General features: G+C 45.9%; 22 protein-coding genes. 8 read left to right on the plus strand and 14 right to left on the minus strand.

Annotation, left to right across the window (positions count from 1 at the left end):
- Nucleotides 1-57: 57 nt before the first annotated feature.
- On the minus strand, nucleotides 58-624 hold the full coding sequence (locus ABC765_RS10215) for a TetR/AcrR family transcriptional regulator (RefSeq protein ID WP_347953825.1): 567 nt from the start codon (nucleotides 622-624) through the stop codon (nucleotides 58-60).
- A 217-nt stretch (nucleotides 625-841) separates the two neighbouring features.
- Here ABC765_RS10215 and ABC765_RS10220 point away from each other — a divergent pair, with 217 nt between their 5' ends.
- Both ABC765_RS10220 and ABC765_RS10225 read left to right on the plus strand, forming a co-directional pair.
- Complete coding sequence (locus tag ABC765_RS10220) at nucleotides 842-1885, plus strand: aldose epimerase family protein (protein WP_347953826.1); 1044 nt, start codon at nucleotides 842-844, stop codon at nucleotides 1883-1885.
- Nucleotides 1886-1973: 88 nt separating this feature from the next.
- The gene (locus tag ABC765_RS10225; RefSeq protein WP_347980382.1) at nucleotides 1974-2639 is read left to right on the plus strand and encodes a type 1 glutamine amidotransferase; all 666 of its coding nucleotides are present in this window, start codon (nucleotides 1974-1976) and stop codon (nucleotides 2637-2639) included.
- Between the two features lie 78 nt (nucleotides 2640-2717).
- On the opposite strand, the gene ABC765_RS10230 is transcribed toward ABC765_RS10225, so the two are convergent.
- The 5 genes from ABC765_RS10230 to ABC765_RS10250 all read right to left on the minus strand — a co-directional run bounded on the left by ABC765_RS10230 (nucleotide 2718) and on the right by ABC765_RS10250 (nucleotide 5548).
- The gene (locus ABC765_RS10230; RefSeq protein WP_347964078.1) at nucleotides 2718-3539 is read right to left on the minus strand and encodes a DUF6681 family protein; all 822 of its coding nucleotides are present in this window, start codon (nucleotides 3537-3539) and stop codon (nucleotides 2718-2720) included.
- Nucleotides 3540-3554: 15 nt separating this feature from the next.
- Entirely contained in the window at nucleotides 3555-3998 is a 444-nt protein-coding gene (locus ABC765_RS10235) for a hypothetical protein (RefSeq protein ID WP_347964079.1), read from the minus strand.
- Between the two features lie 89 nt (nucleotides 3999-4087).
- A complete protein-coding gene (locus tag ABC765_RS10240; RefSeq protein ID WP_347964080.1) occupies nucleotides 4088-4525 on the minus strand; it encodes a Fur family transcriptional regulator in 438 nt (145 codons plus the stop codon).
- A 46-nt stretch (nucleotides 4526-4571) separates the two neighbouring features.
- A complete protein-coding gene (locus ABC765_RS10245; protein WP_376751409.1) occupies nucleotides 4572-5132 on the minus strand; it encodes a guanylate kinase in 561 nt (186 codons plus the stop codon).
- Nucleotides 5132-5548, minus strand: a complete 417-nt coding sequence (locus ABC765_RS10250; protein ID WP_347953832.1) for an NUDIX domain-containing protein — start codon at nucleotides 5546-5548, stop codon at nucleotides 5132-5134. Before ABC765_RS10250 ends, ABC765_RS10245 begins: the two co-directional genes overlap by 1 nt.
- A 198-nt stretch (nucleotides 5549-5746) precedes the next feature.
- On the opposite strand from ABC765_RS10250, the gene ABC765_RS10255 reads away from it, so the two are divergent.
- Nucleotides 5747-7138 carry an amino acid permease gene (locus ABC765_RS10255; RefSeq protein WP_347980383.1) on the plus strand — a complete coding sequence of 464 codons (1392 nt, stop codon included), beginning with the start codon at nucleotides 5747-5749 and terminating at the stop codon, nucleotides 7136-7138.
- 46 nt (nucleotides 7139-7184) lie between these two features.
- Here ABC765_RS10255 and ABC765_RS10260 read toward each other — a convergent pair whose 3' ends face one another.
- Genes ABC765_RS10260 through ABC765_RS10275 form a run of 4 tightly spaced genes read right to left on the minus strand, consistent with a single transcriptional unit; the run spans nucleotide 7185 to nucleotide 10988 of the window.
- Nucleotides 7185-8258, minus strand: coding sequence for an ABC transporter substrate-binding protein (locus tag ABC765_RS10260; RefSeq protein ID WP_347980384.1), 1074 nt, complete (start codon nucleotides 8256-8258; stop codon nucleotides 7185-7187).
- Nucleotides 8255-9073, minus strand: coding sequence for an ABC transporter permease (locus tag ABC765_RS10265; protein WP_347953834.1), 819 nt, complete (start codon nucleotides 9071-9073; stop codon nucleotides 8255-8257). The genes ABC765_RS10260 and ABC765_RS10265 overlap by 4 nt, the downstream gene beginning before the upstream one ends.
- Nucleotides 9070-9885: an ABC transporter permease gene (locus ABC765_RS10270; RefSeq protein ID WP_006500557.1), complete on the minus strand. Its 816-nt coding sequence runs from the start codon at nucleotides 9883-9885 to the stop codon at nucleotides 9070-9072. The genes ABC765_RS10265 and ABC765_RS10270 overlap by 4 nt, the downstream gene beginning before the upstream one ends.
- Nucleotides 9882-10988, minus strand: a complete 1107-nt coding sequence (locus tag ABC765_RS10275; protein ID WP_006500558.1) for an ABC transporter ATP-binding protein — start codon at nucleotides 10986-10988, stop codon at nucleotides 9882-9884. Before ABC765_RS10275 ends, ABC765_RS10270 begins: the two co-directional genes overlap by 4 nt.
- A 390-nt stretch (nucleotides 10989-11378) precedes the next feature.
- On the opposite strand from ABC765_RS10275, the gene ABC765_RS10280 reads away from it, so the two are divergent.
- Nucleotides 11379-11987 (plus strand): hypothetical protein, encoded by a 609-nt coding sequence (locus ABC765_RS10280; RefSeq protein WP_347980385.1) that lies wholly within the window; start codon nucleotides 11379-11381, stop codon nucleotides 11985-11987.
- 112 nt (nucleotides 11988-12099) lie between these two features.
- On the opposite strand, the gene ABC765_RS10285 is transcribed toward ABC765_RS10280, so the two are convergent.
- Entirely contained in the window at nucleotides 12100-12894 is a 795-nt protein-coding gene (locus ABC765_RS10285; protein WP_347980386.1) for an acetoin reductase, read from the minus strand.
- Between the two features lie 274 nt (nucleotides 12895-13168).
- On the opposite strand from ABC765_RS10285, the gene ABC765_RS10290 reads away from it, so the two are divergent.
- Nucleotides 13169-15577, plus strand: coding sequence for a Xaa-Pro dipeptidyl-peptidase (locus tag ABC765_RS10290; protein ID WP_347980387.1), 2409 nt, complete (start codon nucleotides 13169-13171; stop codon nucleotides 15575-15577).
- 127 nt (nucleotides 15578-15704) lie between these two features.
- Here ABC765_RS10290 and tnpA read toward each other — a convergent pair whose 3' ends face one another.
- Nucleotides 15705-16160, minus strand: a complete 456-nt coding sequence (gene tnpA, locus ABC765_RS10295; RefSeq protein WP_048345129.1) for an IS200/IS605 family transposase — start codon at nucleotides 16158-16160, stop codon at nucleotides 15705-15707.
- 74 nt (nucleotides 16161-16234) lie between these two features.
- On the opposite strand from tnpA, the gene ABC765_RS10300 reads away from it, so the two are divergent.
- Nucleotides 16235-17491, plus strand: a complete 1257-nt coding sequence (locus ABC765_RS10300) for a transposase (protein WP_347980388.1) — start codon at nucleotides 16235-16237, stop codon at nucleotides 17489-17491.
- A 231-nt stretch (nucleotides 17492-17722) separates the two neighbouring features.
- On the plus strand, nucleotides 17723-18634 hold the full coding sequence (locus ABC765_RS10305; RefSeq protein ID WP_056967656.1) for a proline-specific peptidase family protein: 912 nt from the start codon (nucleotides 17723-17725) through the stop codon (nucleotides 18632-18634).
- A gap of 139 nt (nucleotides 18635-18773) precedes the next feature.
- Here ABC765_RS10305 and ABC765_RS10310 read toward each other — a convergent pair whose 3' ends face one another.
- On the minus strand, nucleotides 18774-19160 hold the full coding sequence (locus tag ABC765_RS10310; RefSeq protein ID WP_347980389.1) for a helix-turn-helix domain-containing protein: 387 nt from the start codon (nucleotides 19158-19160) through the stop codon (nucleotides 18774-18776).
- A gap of 153 nt (nucleotides 19161-19313) precedes the next feature.
- Here ABC765_RS10310 and ABC765_RS10315 point away from each other — a divergent pair, with 153 nt between their 5' ends.
- Complete coding sequence (locus tag ABC765_RS10315) at nucleotides 19314-19892, plus strand: NADPH-dependent F420 reductase (RefSeq protein WP_347980390.1); 579 nt, start codon at nucleotides 19314-19316, stop codon at nucleotides 19890-19892.
- A 138-nt stretch (nucleotides 19893-20030) separates the two neighbouring features.
- On the opposite strand, the gene ABC765_RS10320 is transcribed toward ABC765_RS10315, so the two are convergent.
- Nucleotides 20031-21662, minus strand: a complete 1632-nt coding sequence (locus ABC765_RS10320) for a glycoside hydrolase family 43 protein (RefSeq protein ID WP_347980391.1) — start codon at nucleotides 21660-21662, stop codon at nucleotides 20031-20033.
- Between the last annotated feature and the right edge of the window lie 15 nt (nucleotides 21663-21677).

The following is a 21677-nucleotide window of genomic DNA, read 5'->3' on the forward strand; positions in this document are numbered from 1 at the left end:
CTGGCATCGACTGGCATTATAGCCACTGCATCGATGTCAGATTTTTTATTGAGACATTTAGTTTAAACCATCGCGTTCCAATTGATCCGAAAGATTGTGAATTGACTGCTTAACAAAATCAATAACATCTTGCTGCGGAACCTCATAGTTGTTTTGCCGCCACCAGTAAAAGGCCCCCAGAATCGAACCGCTCAAAATGTAGGCCAGCATTTCTGGATTCTTGGAATTTCGCAAAGCCATACTGATCGTATCTTGATTTTCAGTAACGTGACGCTGCCGTAGCAGAATCTCACTGACGATCTTCATAATCTCGCCGTATAAAGAGCTTTGTGAGCTGCTGTCGGTCAGATTGCGGAAGATGTCACGATTGTCGCTGACATACTTAATCAAGATCTCAACAAATTCATCCTCGTTGCGATCTGACTGATCAATCAAGATATTCAAGCGGGTACTGATCGTCTGTTCCAGCAGATCATACTTATCATGAAAATAACGATAAAAGCTGCTGCGGTGCAACAGTGCCTCATTACAGATTTGATCGATTGTCAAATGTCCAAACTGGTGGGTCTTTAATAAGCTTTCCAGAGCATTTTGGAAATCTCGAACTGTTCGATTCATTTTCATTAAAATCGGCCTTTCTATTTTGAGATTATACTTAGATTATAAAACGTTGCTTTATGACACAAAACATCTTTCTTAGTATTATAGTTCTTTTAAAAGACAGTTCAATTAATATGTTTTCTTAGTTTGTCTTATTTTTGGTATTTTTAATCACAAACTAGTGGAATATGGTACAATCTTTTTATGAAAACGTTTGCTTTTTGAAGAGGTGGATTTAATTATGGAAATTAAAGAAAGCAGTTTCGGTACTTTTGAAGGACAAGAAGTCAAAAAATACACGCTTATCAATGATCAAGACATGCAGGTCAGCGTTTTAAACTATGCCGGTCTGCTACAGGAAATCTCCGTTCCAGGCAAGGACGGCAAGCGCGTCAACCTGGTTTTGAGCGCAGCCGACATTGAGCACTTTACTGACAACGGCATGTGCAACAACCGAGTAATTGGTCGCGTTGCCGGTCGCCTGGCCAAGGGCGAGTTTGCGATTGACGGTCAGGAATATCACGTCGACACTAATGAAAACGGCAATACGCTTCATGGCGGCCCAAATGGTTTGGGCAACCAGTTCTTTGAAGCCGAAACCGTTACGACGCCAAACACCGTTAAAGTCGTCTTAACCAAGACCATGACGCCTGAAATCGACTCTTTCCCAGGCAACGAGAAGTTTACGGTTACCTATTCACTGAGCAATGACAACCGCGTCGTAATCGATCTGGATGGCGAAACGGATGCCAACACATTGTTCAACCCAACCGTTCACACCTACTTCAACCTTGGTGATTCTGACGTAGCAACCGTTGAAGATCAGGTACTACAGGTTAACTCCAAGTTCCACTTAGACGTTGATGATGAAAAGATCCCAACTGGCAAAAAGCTCGTAAATGCCGGCACGCCATTTGATTTCCAGACTCCTCGTCGTTTGGGCGATGCACTTAACGAAATGAAGAGCACTAAAGAAGGCGGCTTTGATGACATCTGGCAGGTTGAGCCAAGCACGAACGTCAACCACGAACCAGTTGCCACGCTGTCTGACCCTGCCAGCGGCCGTAAGATGAAGCTGTACTCAGATCGCAACGGCCTGGTAATGTACACTGCCAATGGAATGGACAAGTCGCTCCAATTCAACCGGCCAAGTGCCTCATGGTGTGCACTGGCAATGGAAGCCCAAACGCTTTCTGACACGCCTCACCATCCTGAATTCGGCGATATTACCCTGCGTCCTGGCAAGCCAGCTCACCACCGCATCGTTTACGCAATTGAATTCTAATCAAAACTGATATTAAAAACCGGCAGCCAGCAAGACAGGCTGTCGGTTTTGCTATAGAATAGGGTCTAAAACAAGGAGTTATCGATTAATGAGAATCAACGTTTTACAGCACACCCCCAACGAAGGTCCTGGCGTAATCAGTGAATGGGCACACCAGCGCGGCCACGAGATCTACGTTTATCACCCTGCCCAGTTCAATAAGCTGCCCATGGCTGATGAAACCGACATGCTGGTCATCTTAGGCGGTCCGATGAGTCCTAACGATGATCTGCCCTGGATTGCAAAGGAGCGGCAATTGATCAAAGAACTGCTGACCCAGGACAAGCCAATGTTTGGGGCCTGCTTTGGCGGACAGCAGCTGGCGATGACTTTGGGTGCCACGGTTAAAGACGCGCCCGTTAAAGAAGTCGGCTGGGCTCCCGTCTTCTTAAAGAGCGATGTGATTCCTGATCTGCCCAAGACATCAACCGTTCTGCACTGGCATCAGCAGATGTTTACCATTCCCAATGGCGCTCAGCTGCTTTATTCGTCAGACAGCTTAAAAGAACAGGGCTTTGTCTATGGTCATCGCGTCGTTGGTCTGCAGTTTCACTTTGAGCCGCTGGCCGATAACGTCCGCGAGATCGTAGTCAATGATGGCGACTATGCGGCAGGATCAATTCTTAATCAGACCCCGGCTGAAATCATTGCTCATCCCGTGCCTAAAGAAAATGCCGCGACAATGTTTAAGATCTTGGACTGGATCAACGAATAGCCCACTGCTCGTCCGATCAAAATCATCAATACATCAAAAAGCTGTTGGTTAGCATGAACTAATCAACAGCTTTTGCTTTTAGCGTTTTTCTCGATCGCGATAGGCAACGTTGGCAACCAAGCCATACTGACCATCCATTAAGATCGTTGAGCCATTGCGACCGGCAATCTTATGCGGTCCACCCGTCACAAACAGATTGGCTAAATAGAGCTCGTATTGCTCGTGGGCAGTATGAATGTCCGTCAAGCCGACCTTGGCAATGTGACCGACTGCCAGTTTTTCCATTTGATTCAAGCCCATGTATATCTCAATTCGTCGCAGATGCTTGTCATGGTAAAGCTCAAAATAAGGCGGCGTCTGTTGCGAGTCAAGCGCATAGACCGGCTCGCCCGTTGCAGTTTCAGCTACGATCTGACTGTCGCTTAAACCATCATAATCCGCGGTAAAGATCCCGTCATCCAACAATTCTTGAACGATGCGCTGCAGATTATGCTGCTCGTGCTCATCGACCTCCACTTGAGCTGGAATGATATCTTGATGAGTAAAGTAGCCATTTGGCGCATTGTTGATGACGCGAGCATTGCGCTTTGGCTTGGCATCATCAGCAGTGGGAACGACCCCAGTAATCTTTGAAAGCCAAGGCGACAAAAAGTCAAACCGTGAGTTGCGGTCCAGATAGTAGTAGACCGCGTTGATATACAGACAATAGGTGATCAGAATCACGGCGAGGCAGTATAGCAGCCCCCGCACCCATGCATGGTTGATCAAAAGGCGCGTGGTAACGTAGATCAGGTACAGATCACCCAAAAAGGCAATGATAATGTAGATTCGATTTTTCAGCTTGGCATTGATATTAAAATATCCCAGCCAATGATTGATCATGTCTAGAAAACTAAGCACTGTCGCGAATCCCCCTTATTGATTGGTGTCAGTCGTGGTAGTCGTCGTGCCAGTCGTCGAGTTGGTACCAGTCGAGTTATTAGTCGTCGTGCCGGTAGTCTGACTGGTGGTATTGGTCGACGAGCTGGTAGTGCCGGTACCAGCAGTCGTACCATTATCCGTATTATTGTCGGTCGTTTTAGCTGATGAGGTCTTAGTCGTTGACTCCTCATCAACACTGCTGGTCTGATGACTGTTTTGCACATCCGAATCGCTTTCACTGCTTGGCTTTTTGCGATCACTGCTATGACTGCTGTCTTGGTCATCTTTTTGACTGGTGCTCTGACTAGTCGATGAGGTGCTGACGATTTTAGCCCCTTCACTGGTATTGGTGGTTTTGTTGACCACCACGTTGGTAGCACCTAACGCTAAAACCAATGAAACCAGCGCAAATGGCGTCACAAACGGTGGTGTTTTCATTACTTTTCTCTCTCCTTTTGTCGTCTGCTCTCTATCTTAGCGCAAAAATTGCTAGTGAGAGTTTGCGAAAAAAATAAGAATTGATGAATTTAATGCGAAGACCGCTGACGACACTGAGCACATAATCCATACAGCTCAAAGTTATGTCCCGTAATCTCGGCGCCGGGCAGCTGCTGAGTCAAAAAGTCCCAGTCAATCGTTGGCAGCTGAATCTCCTGCACCCGACCGCAGCGCTGGCAGATAAAATGGTGGTGATGCGATTCGTCACAGCGATACTTAACCACCATGCCGCCAGACTGCGAACTCAATTCAACCAGGCCGATCTCTTGAAACTCTTCCAGATTGCGATAGACCGTGTTATGGCTGGCCCCAGGAAATGCCTGGCGCATATGCCTGTCAACCTCAGTAACACTGACATAGCGATCCGGATTGGCAACCAACCAATCAATCAGCGTTTTTCGCTGCTTAGTGACGCGCAGATGATTTTTCTGCAAGACTGCCATGGCTTGTGCTTTAGGATCCGTCATTTTTTCATCCGTCCTTTTTGAAATTATGATTTTAGCACATTTATTCTCAAATGTATCGGCTAAGCAACTGATCCAGTTTTTGCTTTGTCATTGACCAGTCATCGTTAACAAGCTCAATTGCCTGACCTTTTAATTCTTGTGGCAGCGACAGATCACGCTGATATTCGCAGCTGTTGATCCGCGACTCAATTGCGGCTGGATGATCGCCTCTAATATGCAGACGCTCAAAAAGCTGCTGCGGATGACTGACCGTCAAAAAAATTACGACGGCTTGATCGCCCAGCTTAGCTCGGTACGTCAGCGCTCCTTTGGTATCCAAAACGATCACGTCAAATTGATGATGCCGCCAGCCGTTTTTCAGACCCTCAATTGAAGAGCCATACAGATGATGATCATATTCAACCTGTTCTAACAAATGCCGCTTTTGCATTGAGGAGCGCGTTTCAAAATAATAGTCGACGCCATCTTTTTCATTGGCCCGCGGCAAGCGTGTCGTATGCGTAATTACCTTGGCCATGTCGTATTTTTTCCTTAGATAGTCGGCCACCGTCGTTTTACCGGTTCCCGCCGCGCCAGTAATTACAAAAACCTTATGCTGCTGATCCATCATGCCTGCGTTAAATGAGCATTAACCTGATCCAGCAATTCTTTCAGGTTGTCATAGGTTAAGCGTTGGCGAGCATCTTGATAGTTGAACCAGCCAGCATTCTTGATTTCTTCAGCCTGCAGATGCAGATCCTCATCCTTAGGCAGTTCAGCCGTGTAAAGCGTCATCTGCTTCCGGTTGCCATTGGGCAGATCATATTCAGTATAGACAGAAAAGCTGGTATCAATTGGCAGGACCAGACTGGTTTCTTCTTTAATTTCACGCTGCGCCGTTTCTAAAAGGGATTCATCGCCCTCAACGTGACCTTTGGGAAAGCCCCAAAAGTTACCTTCGTTTGTGCTTTGCAGCAGCAGGTATTCAATTTCTTGATTGTTATTTCGATAAACTACGGCACCTGCAGTCTTTTCAATCGCCATTTTCAAGCTCCTCCTTAATGTTTTTCTAATTGACTTTTAATGATTATGACATTATGATTATTACTGTCATTATGGCTTATTTTGTTCGGTAAATCCAATGAATATTTCGCAATTATTGCTCATTATCTTTGCCTATGATAAGCTATCACTTAAATTTATTAAGCTATTGGATATTATAACAAAGGTGGTTAAGGTCGGATGAGTTTAAATCTTTTTCGTAAAGAAAGCCTCTCACGCTACCTCAAAGCCGATAACAAATTCGTCAAGTCGCTGTCGGCTGGCGATTTGATGGCCATGGGGATCGGTGCGGTCATTGGGACGGGGATCTTTATTTTACCTGGGACCGTAGCAGCCAATGATGCAGGGCCTGGCGTCTCACTGTCGTTTCTGGCGGCAGCGGTTGTCTGTGCTTTAGCGGGGATGTGCTACGCTGAATTTTCTTCTGCCATGCCGGTTGCCGGTAGCGCCTATTCTTACGGTAACGTGGTTTACGGCGAATTTATCGGTTGGATCATGGGCTGGGCACTGGTGCTGGAATACATGCTGGCGGTTGCTTCGGTTTCAACTGGCTGGGCAGCCTACTTCAATTCTCTGCTGGCCAGTTGTGGAATCAACATCCCCAAAGCACTGTCCGGTCCTTTTGATCCTGCACATGGCACCTACGTCAACATTGTGGCAGTCATCATCGTTTTATTGATTACCTGGATGCTTTCATTTGGGATGACATCATCAGTTCGGGTCAACAACATTGCCATTGCGATCAAGATTGCAATCATCGTTGCCTTCATCGTTGTTGGGGCCTTCTTCATCAAGAAAGCCAACTACCAGCCATTCCTTCCATATGGTATGCATGGGGTCTTCAAGGGAGCAACAACCGTCTTCTTTGCCTTTTTGGGATTTGACTGTATCTCAAGTTCAGCTGCCGAAGTCAAGAATCCGCAAAAGAACATGCCAATTGGAATCATCGGTACGCTTTTGGTCGCTGCCGTGCTTTACATGGGCGTTTCAATCGTCTTGACGGGTATGGTTAAGTATACCAAGCTGGACGTTGCCAATCCGGTTGCCTTTGCACTGCAGGCCGTTCATCAAGACTGGCTGGCTGCCCTGCTTTCAATCGGGGCGCTGATTGGGATGGCAACCATGATGTTTACCATGATCTACTCTTCATCCCGTTTGATCTACTCTATCAGTCGTGACGGTCTCTTGCCATCATTTTTGAACAAGCTGGATGCCAAGACCAGCACGCCGAAGATCTCGCTTTGGATCGTCGCAGCGATTATTGCCGTCATGGGTGGGCTGGTTTCCCTGGATCGGCTGACTGATCTGGTTAACATCGGTACATTGCTGGCATTTACGCTGGTTTCATTTGGGATCATTCCATTGCGTAAGCGCAAGGACATCGGTAATCAAGGCGGCTTCCGCGTTCCTTGGTTCCCTGTCTTGCCAATCATTTCCGGCTGTGCCTGCCTGTTCATGATGTCATTCCTTTCCCTTGATACTTGGATTGGAGCCGGCATCTGGTTCTTGATTGGTCTGGCACTTTACTTTGGCTACGGCTATCGCCACAGCAAGCTGGCCACTGAAGAATAAACATCAATCAAAAAAGCTGATCGAAATTTTTCGGTCAGCTTTTTAGTTACTTTTTAAACATCTTAAATTCCAAGAACAAGTCATTATAGGTGCCAATGTCTTTCAATGGCAAGTCATGATAAACCTGTAGATGCTTCATTGTTTGTTTTGGCGGATAGAAAGCCTGGTTGCTGGTAACGCTCTTTGGCAGATACTTTTTGGCAGCCTTATTCGGCGTTGCATAGCCGATATATTCAGCGTTTTGCGCGGCATTCTTGGGATCCAGCATGAAATTCAAGAATGCATAGGCTGCTTTTTTGTTTTTAGCCGTTTTGGGAATCACCATGTTGTCAAACCAGATGTTGCTGCCTTCACTGGGCACAATGTAATGCAGATGTGAATTGGCATCAATCATCTCACTGGCTTCTCCAGAATAGGTAATGCCAACCGCCGCTTCGTTTTGTTCCATGTACATCTTCATTTCATCGGCAATCACGGCCTTGATGTTGGGCGTCAGCTGATCAAGCTTATCAGCGGCTTCCCGCAATTCCTTGGCGTTGGTCGTGTTGACGGAATGATGCTGAGTAATCAGTGCCACTGCCATCGCATCACGGGCACTGTCAATCATCATGATATTGTTTTTGAGCTTGGGTGACCAAAGCTGACGCCAATGCAAGACATCTTTACGGCTCACCTTTTGATCATTATAGACAATCCCCAGCGTCCCCCAGAAATATGGAATTGAGTAGCGATTATGACGGTCGAATGAAAGGTTTAAAAACTGCGGATCGATATATTTAAGATTCGGCAGCTTGCGATGATCGATTGGCTCTAACAGATGCTCTTTTTTCATCCGTTGAATGGTATATTCACTTGGAACGGCAATATCATAATGCGTACCGCCCTGGCGAATCTTGGTCAGCATCGCCTCATTGCTGTCAAAAGTCTCATAATCGACATGATAGCCAGTCTCATGCTCAAACTTGGTAATCAGCTGTGGATCAATATAGTCGCCCCAGTTATAGATCGTCAAGGTTTTGTTGCCGCCATCGTTTGCTTTTGGGTTCAGCAGCTTATTGCACCCAAACAGCGCACCGCACAGCAGCAGGATGCCAATGGCAAAGCTAAGCAGTTTTTTCATTGGACATCACCTTCTTTAACCGTTACGATTTGGTTTTTGCGGCTGCCGCCATGCTTGCTGATAAAGTAGTAGCCGATTACCAGCGCCAATGATACCAAGAACATCAAAGTCGAAAGCGCGTTGATCTCTAAGTCAATGCCTTGTCGCGCTCTTGAATAGATTTCAACTGACAGCGTCGAAAAACCATTGCCAGTTACGAAAAAAGTTACCGCAAAATCATCCAGTGAGTAGGTAAAGGCCATAAAGTATCCCGACATGATCCCAGGAGCAATCGCCGGCAGCATTACTCGTGTCAATGACTGCCATGGACTGGCACCGAGATCCGCGGCCGCATCCAGCAGAGTGGGCGAAAGTTCATCGATTTTGGGCAGAACCATCAAAACCACAATCGGAATCGAAAAGGCAATGTGGCTGAGCAAAACGGACCAAAAACCAAGCTTCATGCCAATCACCGTAAACAATATCAAGAAACTGGCCCCGATAATAACGTCTGGTGAAACCATCAAAACATTATTAAACGAAAGCAGCGTGTTCCGCATGGCATTCTTGGTTCGCTTAATGGCCAGCGCCCCCATCGTTCCGATAATCGTTGCCAAAAGCGCTGACAGCAAGGCAACGATCAGCGTATTGATCACAATGGTAATCATTCGCGTATCTTGAAACAGCGTCTGATAGTGCGTCCATGAAAAGCCCTGATATTTTTCCATTGTTTTGCCAGAACTGAATGAAAAACCAACCAGATAAAGAATCGGCAAATATAAAACAATAAAAACGATTACTAAATAGATCGCGCCCCAGTTGATTTTATGCTTCATTTAGCACGACCTCCCTTTTTCTTTTGCCGATCACCAGTTGCAAACATTACGATGAACATGGCAATGATCAATACCACACCGATCGTTGAACCCATGCCCCAGTTCTGCGTCGTCAAGAAATGCTCCTCAATTGCCGTCCCTAGAGTAATTACGCGGTTGCCGCCAATCAGACGCGTAATCATGAACAAGGAAAGCGATGGAATAAAGACCGCCTGCACCCCAGCCTTAACCCCAGGCATCGTCAATGGCAGCTCAACGTGCATAAACGTCTGCCAAGAGCTGGCGCCCAAGTCACGACTGGCATTGATCAACGAAGAATCGATCTCGGCCAGCGAGTTAAAGATTGGCAGAATCATAAATGGAATCTCAATGTAGGCCGCGACAAAAATAAAGCTGGCATCAGTAAACAGAATCTGGTGGCTGCCAAGACCGACAAACCGCAAAAACTGATTGATCGAACCATTTTGACTAAACAGCCCGATAAAAGCATAAGTTTTCAAAAGCAGGTTGATCCAGGTTGGCAAAATGACCAGCAGCAGCCAAAACTGACGATTCGGCAACCGGTTGATCACATACGCTGCCGGATAGCTGATTAAAAGCGTGATCAGCGTGATCAAAAACGCATACCAGACTGAATTGAACGTCATTCTTAAATAAACATTGGAAGTCAGGTAGCTCTGATAGTTGCCAAACGTGAACTGGCCGTTGATGTTAAAAAAGGATTGATAAAGAATCAAGACCAACGGCGCCACGACAAACAGTACGATCCACAATGCATAGGGAACGACAAACCAGATTTTTTGCTGTTTCAACGCTCATCCTCCTCATCATCACCTTCGTAACTGTCCAACCGTGCATCAAAGGCCGCTTCAGTTTCATGATAGCGCATGATGTGGATGTCTTCGGGATCAAACGTGATGCCGACTTTTTCACCCACTTTCGTTTTATGAATCGAATTGATCTTCCATTCGTGTCCTTCCTCGTCATGAACCATGATTTGATAGTCGACACCCCGGAACAGCTGCGTATCAACCGTTGCAACCAGTTTTCCCTGATCAACGGTCGTAATATCCAGATCCTCGGGGCGCAAGACGGCTTCGACCTTTTCATTTGGCTTCATGCCGGCATCAACGCATTCGAAATCATGACCATTGATATTGACCAGAAAGTCTTTTTTCATAATCCCAGGGACAATGTTGCTCTCGCCAATAAAATCAGCCACAAAATGATTCAACGGCTCATCGTAGATATCAACCGGCGTGCCGCTCTGCTGAATCATCCCATCATTGATAATGAAGATCTGGTCGCTCATTGCCAATGCCTCGCCTTGATCATGCGTGACAAAGATAAAAGTAATTCCCAAGCGACGCTGCAAAGCCCGCAGTTCAGCCTGCATCTCCACACGCAGCTTATGGTCAAGGGCAGAGAGCGCCTCATCCAAAAGCAGCACTTTAGGACGATTGACGATCGCGCGAGCAATTGCAACCCGCTGCCGCTGACCACCAGACATTTCTGTAATCTCACGCTCGCCATAGCCATCCAGCTGCACCATATGCAAAGCATCCTGCACCCGCTTGGCAATCTCTTCTTTGGGGATCCGTTTGATTTTTAATCCAAACGCTACGTTTTCAGCAACATTCATATGCGGAAAGAGCGCATAGTCTTGGAAGACCGTGTTTACTTGTCGTTGATTGGCTGGAATGTCATTGATTCGCTGGCCATCAAAAATAACGTCGCCACTGGTAGCATCGTCGAAACCAGCAATAATTCGCAGGATCGTGGTTTTCCCCGATCCAGAAGGGCCTAACAGCGTGTAGAACTTGCCGGCTTCAATCGTAAAGTTGATGTCGCGCAGCACGAGATTATCATCATACTGCTTACTGACATGCCGAAATTCAATTACTTGATTGGTCACGATGTTCTCCTTTTCGTTTTTTAATTCCGCGAATTTTTCACGATTACAGCAAATTCAATTATACGCCGAAAGCTACTTATCTGTCGCCTTTCAGAGCAAATTAATTCGATTAGGTTTCACGTGGAACATATTGGTTTGGCAAATCATCCGCTGACCAATTATTTTAGTATTTATCTTTCAGGTTTCAATGCTTTATCGGCCATGAGTCAGTAAGCTTTCAGCTTATATCAAGGAACGCTGGCGTGTGCTTTTTAATGAGCGATTGCGTTTAGAAATTAAATTAAAAATTTTCATGATTTTTATAACTTTTCATCTGGGATGAGTTATCCTATAAAAGCTGATCATAAATGAATAATTTTTCGGTATAAATTTTATTTTAGGGAGAGCAAAATGAAAAAGTCAATCACCATAACAGCCGTCTTAATGTCATGCTTCCTGCTGACCGCGTGCGGCAGTCAATCGTCATCCAGTAAAGAATCAAGCAGTACGGCAGCCCAAAGCAGCACTGCCAAGTCATCATCCAAAAAGTCCAGTCAGTCTGACATCCAGATCCAAAAAGCGAGTAGCAGCTCAGACAGTTCCGCCACGACTTCCAGTACTGCCAAAACAGCCAAAGTAGATGATAAAACGACCGGTGTCATGCTGGCACTCTTGGTTGAGCCTGACTGGTTTAAAGAATATATTGGCAATGATTTCTTCTGCTACAGTCCAGCCGGCGAGAATCCAATCAGTGACGCGGTTGCCGACTATAGTTATCTTACCGCGAACGGTGACCCAACCAGTTTTCTTTACTACAAGGTTGATGGAGATACCGTTACCTACAAGATGTGGGAAGTCAGTGATTCAAAAAGCGTAGCGGACGGCCATTTTGAAACCAAGACCGTTTCCCTCTCAAATCTGGAAAAAGACTACTATGTCACCCAGAGTCAAAAAAATGAGGTCAACAGCTATGTCAGCCAGTTGAGAAGCGAATCCGACTACTTGAATCAGAATCAATAGTCTTCAGTCAGCGCGTCAGCTTACATGGCGCGCTTTTTGAGTACGCAAAAAGCCGTGACCCAGTGAGAATCGCGACTTTTGCTCTAGACATTCTAGTTTGAAATAACAGGGATTAGATGAATTGAATCCCACCATCGATTTGAACGGCTTGACCAGTCATGTAGTCGGACTTGGTTGATGCCAGCCAGGATACATAGTTGGCCACGTCAGCAGGCGTTTCTACTCGGCCCAGCGTGATAGAGCCAGAGTACTTCTTAAGGTAGTCGCCCTTGTTGCCGCCCCATGCTTCAACCATCTTTTCATCGATGTAGTCCCACATGTCAGTGCCAACGATGCCTGGGCAGTAGGCGTTGACCGTAATGTACTCACGACCCAGTTCCTTGGCAGCCGCCTGTGTCAAGCCACGAATGGCAAACTTGGATGCAGAGTAGGCACCCAGCATGTCAAAGGCAATGTGACCAGCGATACTGGAGGCATTGATAATCTTGCGGATCTTGTCGCCATCGTCCTGCTTGCGGAATTGAGCAGCAGCGGCCTGCATCCCGAACAGTACTGAGTAAACATTGACGTGGAAGATCTCATCCATGTCAGCTTCGGTTTCATCCTTGAGCAGCTTGATCTGGGCAATCCCTGCATTGTTTACGTACGTGTCCAAGCGGCCGAAGTTGTCAACGGCAGCCTTAACAAAGCGTTCGTGGCTTTCCTTTTTAGATGCATCGCCGGCTACGGATACGACCTTGCCTTCGTATCCTTGAGCGTTCAATTCTTCAACAGCTTTCTTGCCGGCTTCTTCATTGCGGTTGGCAATTACGACATAGTAGCCGTCTTTAAGCAGTTGGTCCGTAATACCGCGGCCAATCCCACGATCCCCACCAGTAACGACAGCAACGCGCTTTTCTTCAGTCATATCATTACCTCCAATATACAAACCAAATATGTAACAAGTTCATCTTATCACCAAAGAAAGCGCTTGACTGATTAATTTGTATATAAAGTCACAAGCAATTACCTTTGTAGATGCCATGCATTTTCTTGATTTTTCAACTTGCAAAACAACAAATGAGACGTTCACAGATATTATTAATGAACATTTGCACATAATTCTGCCAACTTCTCCCAATGAAATAAGATATAATTTGGTTGAATTCAAAAGTTTATAAGCAAATGCGGAGGTTCTGCCAATGAAAAATAATCAATTTGCCATGATGAGTCTGCCTTTTGAACAGCAATGCCATGAGCTCCAGACCATTCATCTTCTAAAAGCAAGCGAGAACAGCATGCTTACGCCCAATCAAATGTGGCAGACACTGCTGGACAGAATCAACTGCAGCTGCACTTCTGAACCAGCATTGAAGCGTTGGCGCCAAGATATTTTGGCAACGCCTGAGCTGAGCCTGGCTGACTGGCTGGCAAGCAATCAGCCGCTTAATGACCAGGTTTTCTATCTTGTCGGCCTGCAGCTGCTAGAATTTGAACCGGCAATTGACTTTTCAATTACTGATCCATTGGCGGCGATGGATCGGATGCAGCTTTTGCACCATCATTTTGAACAATGGACGACCGCAGACGTGATTGCGGCGTTCTATGACCTTTTGAACACTCATACCAAAAATGGTCAAACCCTGCTGGACGCATTAACGGCTCAAGGCTTGCTGAAATGGGCTCACGAACTGCCTGCTGATCAAAAGCCAATCTTTTTTAATGGCAAGTCGCTCGCCGTTTTTGATCCGCACGATTTCATCTATGAGGTCGTTTATGTTGAAACCGACGTCGATACCGATTTTGACAATCGCGCCGATTTGGTAAAAGTCGAGATCATGCGGCCCGCCGAATCCAATCAAGGCTTAAAAGTCCCTGCCGTCTTTACCGCCAGCCCTTACAACCAGGGAACCAATGATGAATGGGGCGTAAAACTAACGCATAATGTCAACCAAACATTGAGTCATAAGGAACCAGGCCAAGCATCCCCTGCTGAACCAGCTTTTAATAACCATCCGCGTCATCAGTCGATTAAAGGATCATCAAAAGCCACTGAAACCTTTAGTCAAACGCCGGCCTATACGCTAAACGACTATCTGGCTCCCCGCGGCTTTGCCTCCGTCTACTGTGCCGGCATTGGGACCAGAGATTCTGATGGTCTGCAGACATGCGGCTCGCCAGAACAGGTTGAATCAATGCAGGCCGTGGTTGAATGGCTGCACGGCGACCGAACGGCTTTTTCCGATCGTACCAGTGGCCTGGCTGTCAAAGCCGATTGGTGCAATGGCAACGTGGCAATGACGGGACGCTCTTATCTGGGGACACTTTCGACGGCCGTTGCCACGACTGGCGTAAAGGGACTTAAAGCCATCATCAGTGAAGCCGCCATTTCCAGCTGGTATGACTATTATCGTGAAAATGGCTTAATCAGAGCAGCAGGTGGTTTTCAAGGTGAGGATGCCGATACGCTGGCTGCTGAATGCTTTAGTCGTACCGAGCGGCCTGGCGACTATCGGCGAATCGAAAAGATCAATAACCGCTACCTAGCCCAGATGAATCTGGCAATGGATCGTCAAACCGGCAACTACAACGATTTCTGGGAACGACGCAATTATCGCCGACAGATCGATCAAATCAAAGCCAGCGTCATGATGGTCCATGGGCTCAACGATGACAACGTTAAGCCAAGCAACGTCAAGGCTCTTTATGACGGTCTGCAAAAAAATGCAGCCCACAGCAAGCTGATCCTGCATCAAGGCAAGCATATCTATATCAACGCCTTTCGCTCGCTGGACTTTACTGACATGGTGAATCTGTGGCTTTCCAATCAGCTTTGGGAAATCAACAATCATGCCGATGACCTGCTGCCGGCCGTACTGGTTCAAGACAATGCCATGCCTGAAACCTGGACTGCCTATCAAAACTGGCATGAGGATCATAGTGCCAAATTCTACCTTAACGCTCACCAAAAACTGAGTGAAAAAGAGCCATTGGTAACGCCAACTCACGATTTTACCGACTATCAGTGGCAGACTGAGATCTACCAGGATTGGTGTGCTCATCCCGCTCATTGGAAAAAGGCCCTGTTAGGCGAGCAGAATCGCTTTAGTCTCAGCTATCAGACCGCACCGCTGACTGACGACTATCTGCTGCGCGGCACGCCAACCGTAAAACTGCGAGCTGCTAGTGATCATGATCATGGTCTGCTTTCTGTATTTCTGATCGACCAGGGATCGGCCAAGCGCCTAACCGAGGATCCCGTTTTATTGAGTCGTAATGGTCTTTCGCTGGGCTATCATTGGAAATATGATGATCTGCGCGAGTTCAAGCTGCAAAAAGAGCCCACGCCTTACAAAGTGATCTCCTATGGTCATATCAATCTGCAGAACCCCCATGATCCAGCCATCACTGAACCGCTCTATCCAAATGAGTTCGTGGACCTTACCTTACCGCTGCAGCCCGTTTTCCATCGACTGTTAAGGGGCCATCAATTGCGGCTGGTAATCTGTGGTACCGACTATGAAATGACTCTGCGCGGTAATGAAAAGATCAATTATCAGATCATGACCGAAAATTCAGCCCTATTTTTACCTGATTTTGAAAAATTATGATGGTTTTTCTGTCAGATTTGCCAAAGCGGCAGTGTTTTTGGTTTACGTTATCTAATAAAAAACGTAAAATAGTCTTTAATTATGCCTATCCATCCCGTGACTTTAGTCATGGGATGGATAGGCTCACTCAACGTCCATTTGGACACTTTTTCTTTTGGAGTGCATTATATTTTTGATTGTTGATATAGTTTTCTACTACATCTTTACTCATATTACCAAGCGTACTCATATAGTAGCTAGGAGACCATAAATGACCACCCCAATATTGTGATTGTCGAATTTCTGGATGTCGTTTGAGAAAGATGAATGCACTACGTCCCTTTAGTGCTTTGATAGCGCTGGTTGGAGCCTTGCTAGGTGGAAAACTGATCAGTACATGAACATGATCTGGCATTACTTCCATCTTTTCGATTACAATTTCGTTATCTTTTGCAACCATTCGCAATATGTCTTTCATTTCGTCTACCAGTTCCTTAGTTGAAAAAGTCTGGTGGCGATACTTAGTTACCCAGATTAAATGGTAATGGAAATTATAGATATAACGGCGAGTATAAATAGCGTCTTGAATCTTTTCTTTTGCCATTAAGAACACCTCAATTGTTATAGTCATTGGCTGATGATATAATATAATTATACCAATAAAGGAGGTGAAATAAAATGAAGTCAATGGCACAATTGGAATACCATTATGGATTGAGGGTTCGCATCTATCCGAGTGATTACCAGAAACAAATAATCAAGGTTAACAGCGATGCCAGTCGTTTCGTCTATAATGAGATGGTTGCGATCGGTAAAGAGCTCTGGCAATTAAAACGAGTAAAACTGTCGATTGATACGGTTCAAGATCGGATCCAACAGCTAAAGCTTCGTCAAAACGCTAAGCAGATGTCAAATCATTTCCAGTTTTTAGAAGATAAGCGTATTGACAGTCTTGCTAAGGCTAATGCAATTCAAAACTATCACAAGGCTTGGAACGCTTTTCGCAAGGTTCATGAAGCCGGTGTGCCAAAATTTCATCGTAAAAGCTATGCCTGGCGATACCAGACCAACTGTCAATATCCAAAACAAAAGACGGCCCGGCTAGACAACGGTACCGTCTGCTTTGAAGACCGCAAACATATTGTGGTGCCTAAACTAGGACGTTTGCGGATCAAAGGCGCTCAGCAGCGACTATTGGATCGTCAAGGCGAAACACGCATTGGTACGGTGACCATTTCCAAAGATGCTGCCGATCGATTCTTTTTGTCGCTGCAATTAGGTTCCGATACACCGTTTGTTCCTAAGCTTAGCCGCACTAATCGGCAAATTGGCATTGACCTAAACACAGAAAACTTTCTGACTGCCAGTGATGGTCGAACCATCGCTAACCCACGCTACTATCGAACAATCAAGGGAAAATTAGCTAAAGCACAGCGCACTCTTTCACGCCGCCAGCGCCGGGCTAAAAAAGAGCAGCGTTCTTTGCGAGAAAGCAAAAACTACCAGAAGCAGCGTTTGTTAGTCGCTAAGATACATGCACGAGTATTTGACCGCCGCCATGATTTTCTCCAACGCACGTCTACAGCACTGATCAAGAACCAAGATCTCGTTGTAGCCGAAGAATTGAGGAGTAAGAATCTGCTAAAAAATCATGCCTTGGCAATGAGCATCAGTGATGTTGGCTGGCGGTCTTTCTTGGGGATGTTGTCATACAAAGCCGACCTTTATGACCGTCGATTTATCACGGTCAGCCCTAAAAACACGACCCAAACCTGTCATGACTGTGGTTTTGTAATGGGGAGTGACGGAACCGAAAAGCTGACCCTGGCAGATCGTGAATGGATATGTCCAAAGTGCCATGTTCATCATATCCGCGATTACAATGCAGCACTGAATATTTTAGAAAAAGGACTCCAGAAACAACAAAAAGCCTAGTCAAAAAGCTAGGCTCATTCCTATGGCAACCTGGGAATGTAAAAGGCATTGGTAATTAGATGATCACTGCTCAAGCAACTGTGGCTGTTTGAGTAAATCGTCCGTATCTATGCAAATTGTGGTTCGGATACTCAATACTGGGGTGTTTGCCCACAAGCCATCGACTTTAGCCGATGGTGGTTGATACCATTTATTTAGCGTTTATATTTGAGAGAATGGGAGTTGACGATTTTGAAACAAGGTACAACGATTTTAACCCTTGATAACGGTTATCATTTATGGACCAACACACAAGGCGAAGGTGACATTCATCTGCTTGCACTGCATGGTGGTCCTGGCGGCAATCATGAATACTGGGAAGATGCCGCCGATCAATTAAAAAAGCAGGGACTTAACGTTCAGGTTCACATGTATGACCAATTAGGCTCTTTGTATTCTGACCAGCCAGACTATTCTGATCCTAAGATTGCCGACAAGTACCTGACTTACGAATACTTCTTGGATGAGGTCGAAGAAGTACGTCAAAAGTTGGGGATTGATAATTTCTACTTGATTGGCCAAAGCTGGGGCGGACTGCTGGTTCAAGAATACGCCGTTAAATACGGTCAACACTTGAAAGGCGCCATCATCTCCTCAATGGTTGATGAAATCGATGAATACGTTGCTCATGTCAACAAGGTTCGCGAAGACGTCCTGCCAGCTGAAGAAGTTGCCTTTATGAAGGAATGCGAAAAGAACAACGACTACGACAACGATCGCTACCAAGCCGACGTCCAGGTTCTTAACGAAAACTTCGTCGACCGTAAGCAGCCATCCAAGCTCTACCACGTCAAGGATCTTGGCGGCACGGCTGTCTACAACGTCTTCCAAGGCGATAACGAGTTCGTGATTACCGGCAAGCTCAAAGATTGGCACTTCCGCGATCAATTAAAGAACATCAAGGTGCCAACCCTGCTGACGTTTGGGGAACACGAAACCATGCCTTTGGATACTGCCAAGACCATGGAAAAAGAAATTCCAAATGCTAAACTGGTTACCACGCCAAATGGGGGTCATCACCATATGATCGACAACCCTGACGTCTACTACAAGCACTTGGCTGACTTTATCCGTGAAGTCGAATCTGACACTTTCAATAAATAATCAAGAGGCTGGAAAAAAGTCTCAAAACTAAAGAATCGCTAGGACCCACGTTGCTGAAAACGTTGATTTCTAGCGATTTTTAATATTACTATTCTCTAAAATTCATCTGAAAATATAGTTTTTTCCCAGCCTTTTTTGACTATGATCGTTTTTGCGCAAAATCAGTTTCCGGCTGTTTATTCGTCCGGCGTTTTTCAGGATGACTGGCCAGATACTGATTGCCCCAGTTATGCATGGCTTTTAGGATTGGATCCATGCTTTGGCCCAGCTCGGTCAGACGATACTCAACATGCGGCGGTACTTCTGGAAAAACCTGGCGCTGCACGATTCCATCAGCCGTCATCTCATGCAGGCTTTGGGTTAGCATCTTTTGGCTGATGCCGGCAACGCTATGCTGCAGCTCGCTGTATCTTTCACTTGGATGCAACAGCAGTTCGCGCATGATCAGAATCTTCCATTGACTGTTCAGCAGCGAAATCGTGGTTGCAACTGGACAGCTGCCATCCTGAACCAATTTTTTCGCCAAAATAATTCCTCCTTTTCCTTTGATATCTCACTATTCTTACCGTTCAGTGCGTAGCGAACTGAAAAGTCGGTACTTACTAAAAGTAAGATTTAGCCTTATTATAAACTACAACGATACAAGAAAACAGACTTTAAAACCAGGAGGATGAAGAATATGGAAATCACAATCTTTGGCAAAGGCAACATGGGTCAGGCAATCGGCAAGAACTTCACTGAAGCTGGCAACAACGTTCAATACTATGGCTCAAAAGATACCGCTCAGCAACTCGGCGATATCGTAGTTATGGCCGTACCATATCCAGCACTGGCGGCCCTTGCCAAGCAGTACCAAGCTGAACTGGTTGGTAAAATCATTGTTGATATCACCAATCCATTGAATTTTGAAACCTGGGATGAATTAGTCGTCCCCGCTGATAGCTCAGCTGCCCAGCAATTGCAGGAGCTACTGCCTGAAAGCAAGGTTTTAAAGGCCTTTAACACTAATTTCGCGGCTACTTTGCAAAGCGGCAAAATCGGCGAGCTGCCGACAACGGTCCTGGTTGCCGGCGATGATGAAGAGGCCAAGGCAGCTTTTAAATTGGCATTGGCATCCAGCGCGCTGCGGGTATTGAATACCGGCAAGCTCAAGCGGGCCCGTGAAATGGAAGCAACCGGTTTTCTGCAGATGACCCTGGCTACCAGCGAACAGATTGGCTGGGACGGCGGGTTCGGTGTTGTTGGTACTAATAAATAAAACATATTAAAAAAATGACGCTATCTAAGCTCTGCAAAAGCTTAAGATAACGTCATTTTTGTATTTAGATGAATCCAACTCAAATCGGTTTTCTTCTAAAATCTTTTATGGAGTGTTTTGGGGTGCTGAGTCAGGCAGCTAGCTTAGCGGCAGATATTCAAACTGTTTGAAGATTGCGGTATTATCAGTATCTTGACCATTACCAGTTGCAAACATCCCCATAATGGTCCCGGACATGCAGCCAACTTCTTCTGGATTGATCAAACGACCATCCTGGGCATCCCCCAGTTCGTGTATTCCAGCATCATCCTTGACATAGAACTGGTAATGCTGGCCAATTGCCTTAAGCCCTAAGACAAGTTCTTCATCGCTGACCTTAGTCTGATATAAAACCTTGTCATTAGAAACCGCCTTAAATCCTGGCATATGTGGCAGCGTGTTCATTGAAGACGTAGTAAGAATCAATCGTAAGACCATTTCTCCATCAAGCAGGCGTTTCTCAACCCGATACTGATGGTTGCTTGCCTGCATGATTACAAAGCCGGCACTTTCATTTTCAAGCCGTGGAGTAAAGCTGAATTTGGCTTCTGCTTGAAAATCAATTGAGGTTTGGCGCCGTCCGACAAAACTGATCCCTGTTTCCCGACTGCTGTTCTGTTCGTGATCCAAGGCCCAGTAAAGCTTAGGCGTGATCATGGCTTTATTGCAGAATAGCTTTAGACCGTCTGCTTCATTTTGGTACACGCGTCCATATGGCGTTCCCCAGGTAATAAATTCCAATGGCAAAGTCGTACCATCAAAAACTTGATTGGTCGTCAGATGCAGAGTACTCAGTGAGAACTTGTCCGTTGGGATCTGGTATTCCTTCTCAACGCGACCAGTCTTGGGAGTGAAGAACGGCCATCCGCGCTGCCATTCTACTGGGCAAATAAACGTTTCTCGACCTAGATTTTTGTAAAAGCCATCCACGGTTCGTGAACCAAGAAAGACAGCATACCATTCGTCATGTTCGCCTTGTATCAAGTCCGCGTGCCCAATGTTGGCCAGCTTAACGTCATTATAGCCAAGATTACGATTCGTCAATACTGGATTGGCTGGGTTGCCGTCAAACCATGAAAAAATATCTTTGCTGCGAGCTATCGTTACCGCATGATTCTGTTCCGTTCCACCTTCTGAGATCATGAGGTAATAATAGTCGCCGATTTTATACATATGAGGTGCTTCTGGCGACCAGGCATGCCGCAGAGCTGAATCCCAGATTGGTACTGCCTCGCCGATAACCTTCATCTTTTCAATATCATACTTGCAGACATAGATCCCTGGTTCCATTTGATCGCCATTTGGTACGACATTCCCAGTTCCTACAATGTAGGCTTGATCATCATCATCAAAAAACAGTGACGCGTCAATGCCAGGAATATCATCGAGCCAAATTGGATCTGACCAGCCTTGCCGCGGATCATTCGTTTTCACGATAAAGTTGCCCTTATCTTGGAAGTTCGCATTAATGATATAAAAAGTGCCATTATGATAGCGAATCGTTGGCGCCATCACACCCCCAGTCATGGTATTGGCTCGAACATGGAATCCATTTTCTTTCGTCATTGCATAGCCGATTTGTTCCCAATCCACCAAGTTCTTGCTAAAAAAGATCGGGATCCCAGGATACGTTTCAAAACTGGAACAGGCCAGATAATAGCCATCGTCTGCCTTACAAATTGATGGGTCAGGATAAAAGCCTGGAATAATAGGATTCTTTACAGTACGCATTGTTTTTTCCTCCTA

The sequence above is a fragment of the Limosilactobacillus sp. WILCCON 0051 genome (assembly GCF_039955095.1).
GTDB classification, from domain to species: domain Bacteria; phylum Bacillota; class Bacilli; order Lactobacillales; family Lactobacillaceae; genus Limosilactobacillus; species Limosilactobacillus allomucosae.

Excerpts from the sequence above, each read along its gene's own strand:
- ABC765_RS10215 (WP_347953825.1), bottom strand. The coding sequence starts at position 624 with ATGAAAATGAATCGAACAGTTCGAGATTTCCAAAATGCTCTGGAAAGC.
- ABC765_RS10220 (WP_347953826.1), top strand. The coding sequence starts at position 842 with ATGGAAATTAAAGAAAGCAGTTTCGGTACTTTTGAAGGACAAGAAGTC.
- ABC765_RS10225 (WP_347980382.1), top strand. The coding sequence starts at position 1,974 with ATGAGAATCAACGTTTTACAGCACACCCCCAACGAAGGTCCTGGCGTA.
- ABC765_RS10235 (WP_347964079.1), bottom strand. The coding sequence starts at position 3,998 with ATGAAAACACCACCGTTTGTGACGCCATTTGCGCTGGTTTCATTGGTT.
- ABC765_RS10240 (WP_347964080.1), bottom strand. The coding sequence starts at position 4,525 with ATGACGGATCCTAAAGCACAAGCCATGGCAGTCTTGCAGAAAAATCAT.
- ABC765_RS10245 (WP_376751409.1), bottom strand. The coding sequence starts at position 5,132 with ATGGATCAGCAGCATAAGGTTTTTGTAATTACTGGCGCGGCGGGAACC.
- ABC765_RS10250 (WP_347953832.1), bottom strand. The coding sequence starts at position 5,548 with ATGGCGATTGAAAAGACTGCAGGTGCCGTAGTTTATCGAAATAACAAT.
- ABC765_RS10255 (WP_347980383.1), top strand. The coding sequence starts at position 5,747 with ATGAGTTTAAATCTTTTTCGTAAAGAAAGCCTCTCACGCTACCTCAAA.
- ABC765_RS10260 (WP_347980384.1), bottom strand. The coding sequence starts at position 8,258 with ATGAAAAAACTGCTTAGCTTTGCCATTGGCATCCTGCTGCTGTGCGGT.
- ABC765_RS10265 (WP_347953834.1), bottom strand. The coding sequence starts at position 9,073 with ATGAAGCATAAAATCAACTGGGGCGCGATCTATTTAGTAATCGTTTTT.
- ABC765_RS10280 (WP_347980385.1), top strand. The coding sequence starts at position 11,379 with ATGAAAAAGTCAATCACCATAACAGCCGTCTTAATGTCATGCTTCCTG.
- ABC765_RS10285 (WP_347980386.1), bottom strand. The coding sequence starts at position 12,894 with ATGACTGAAGAAAAGCGCGTTGCTGTCGTTACTGGTGGGGATCGTGGG.
- ABC765_RS10290 (WP_347980387.1), top strand. The coding sequence starts at position 13,169 with ATGAAAAATAATCAATTTGCCATGATGAGTCTGCCTTTTGAACAGCAA.
- tnpA (WP_048345129.1), bottom strand. The coding sequence starts at position 16,160 with ATGGCAAAAGAAAAGATTCAAGACGCTATTTATACTCGCCGTTATATC.
- ABC765_RS10300 (WP_347980388.1), top strand. The coding sequence starts at position 16,235 with ATGAAGTCAATGGCACAATTGGAATACCATTATGGATTGAGGGTTCGC.
- ABC765_RS10315 (WP_347980390.1), top strand. The coding sequence starts at position 19,314 with ATGGAAATCACAATCTTTGGCAAAGGCAACATGGGTCAGGCAATCGGC.
- ABC765_RS10320 (WP_347980391.1), bottom strand. The coding sequence starts at position 21,662 with ATGCGTACTGTAAAGAATCCTATTATTCCAGGCTTTTATCCTGACCCA.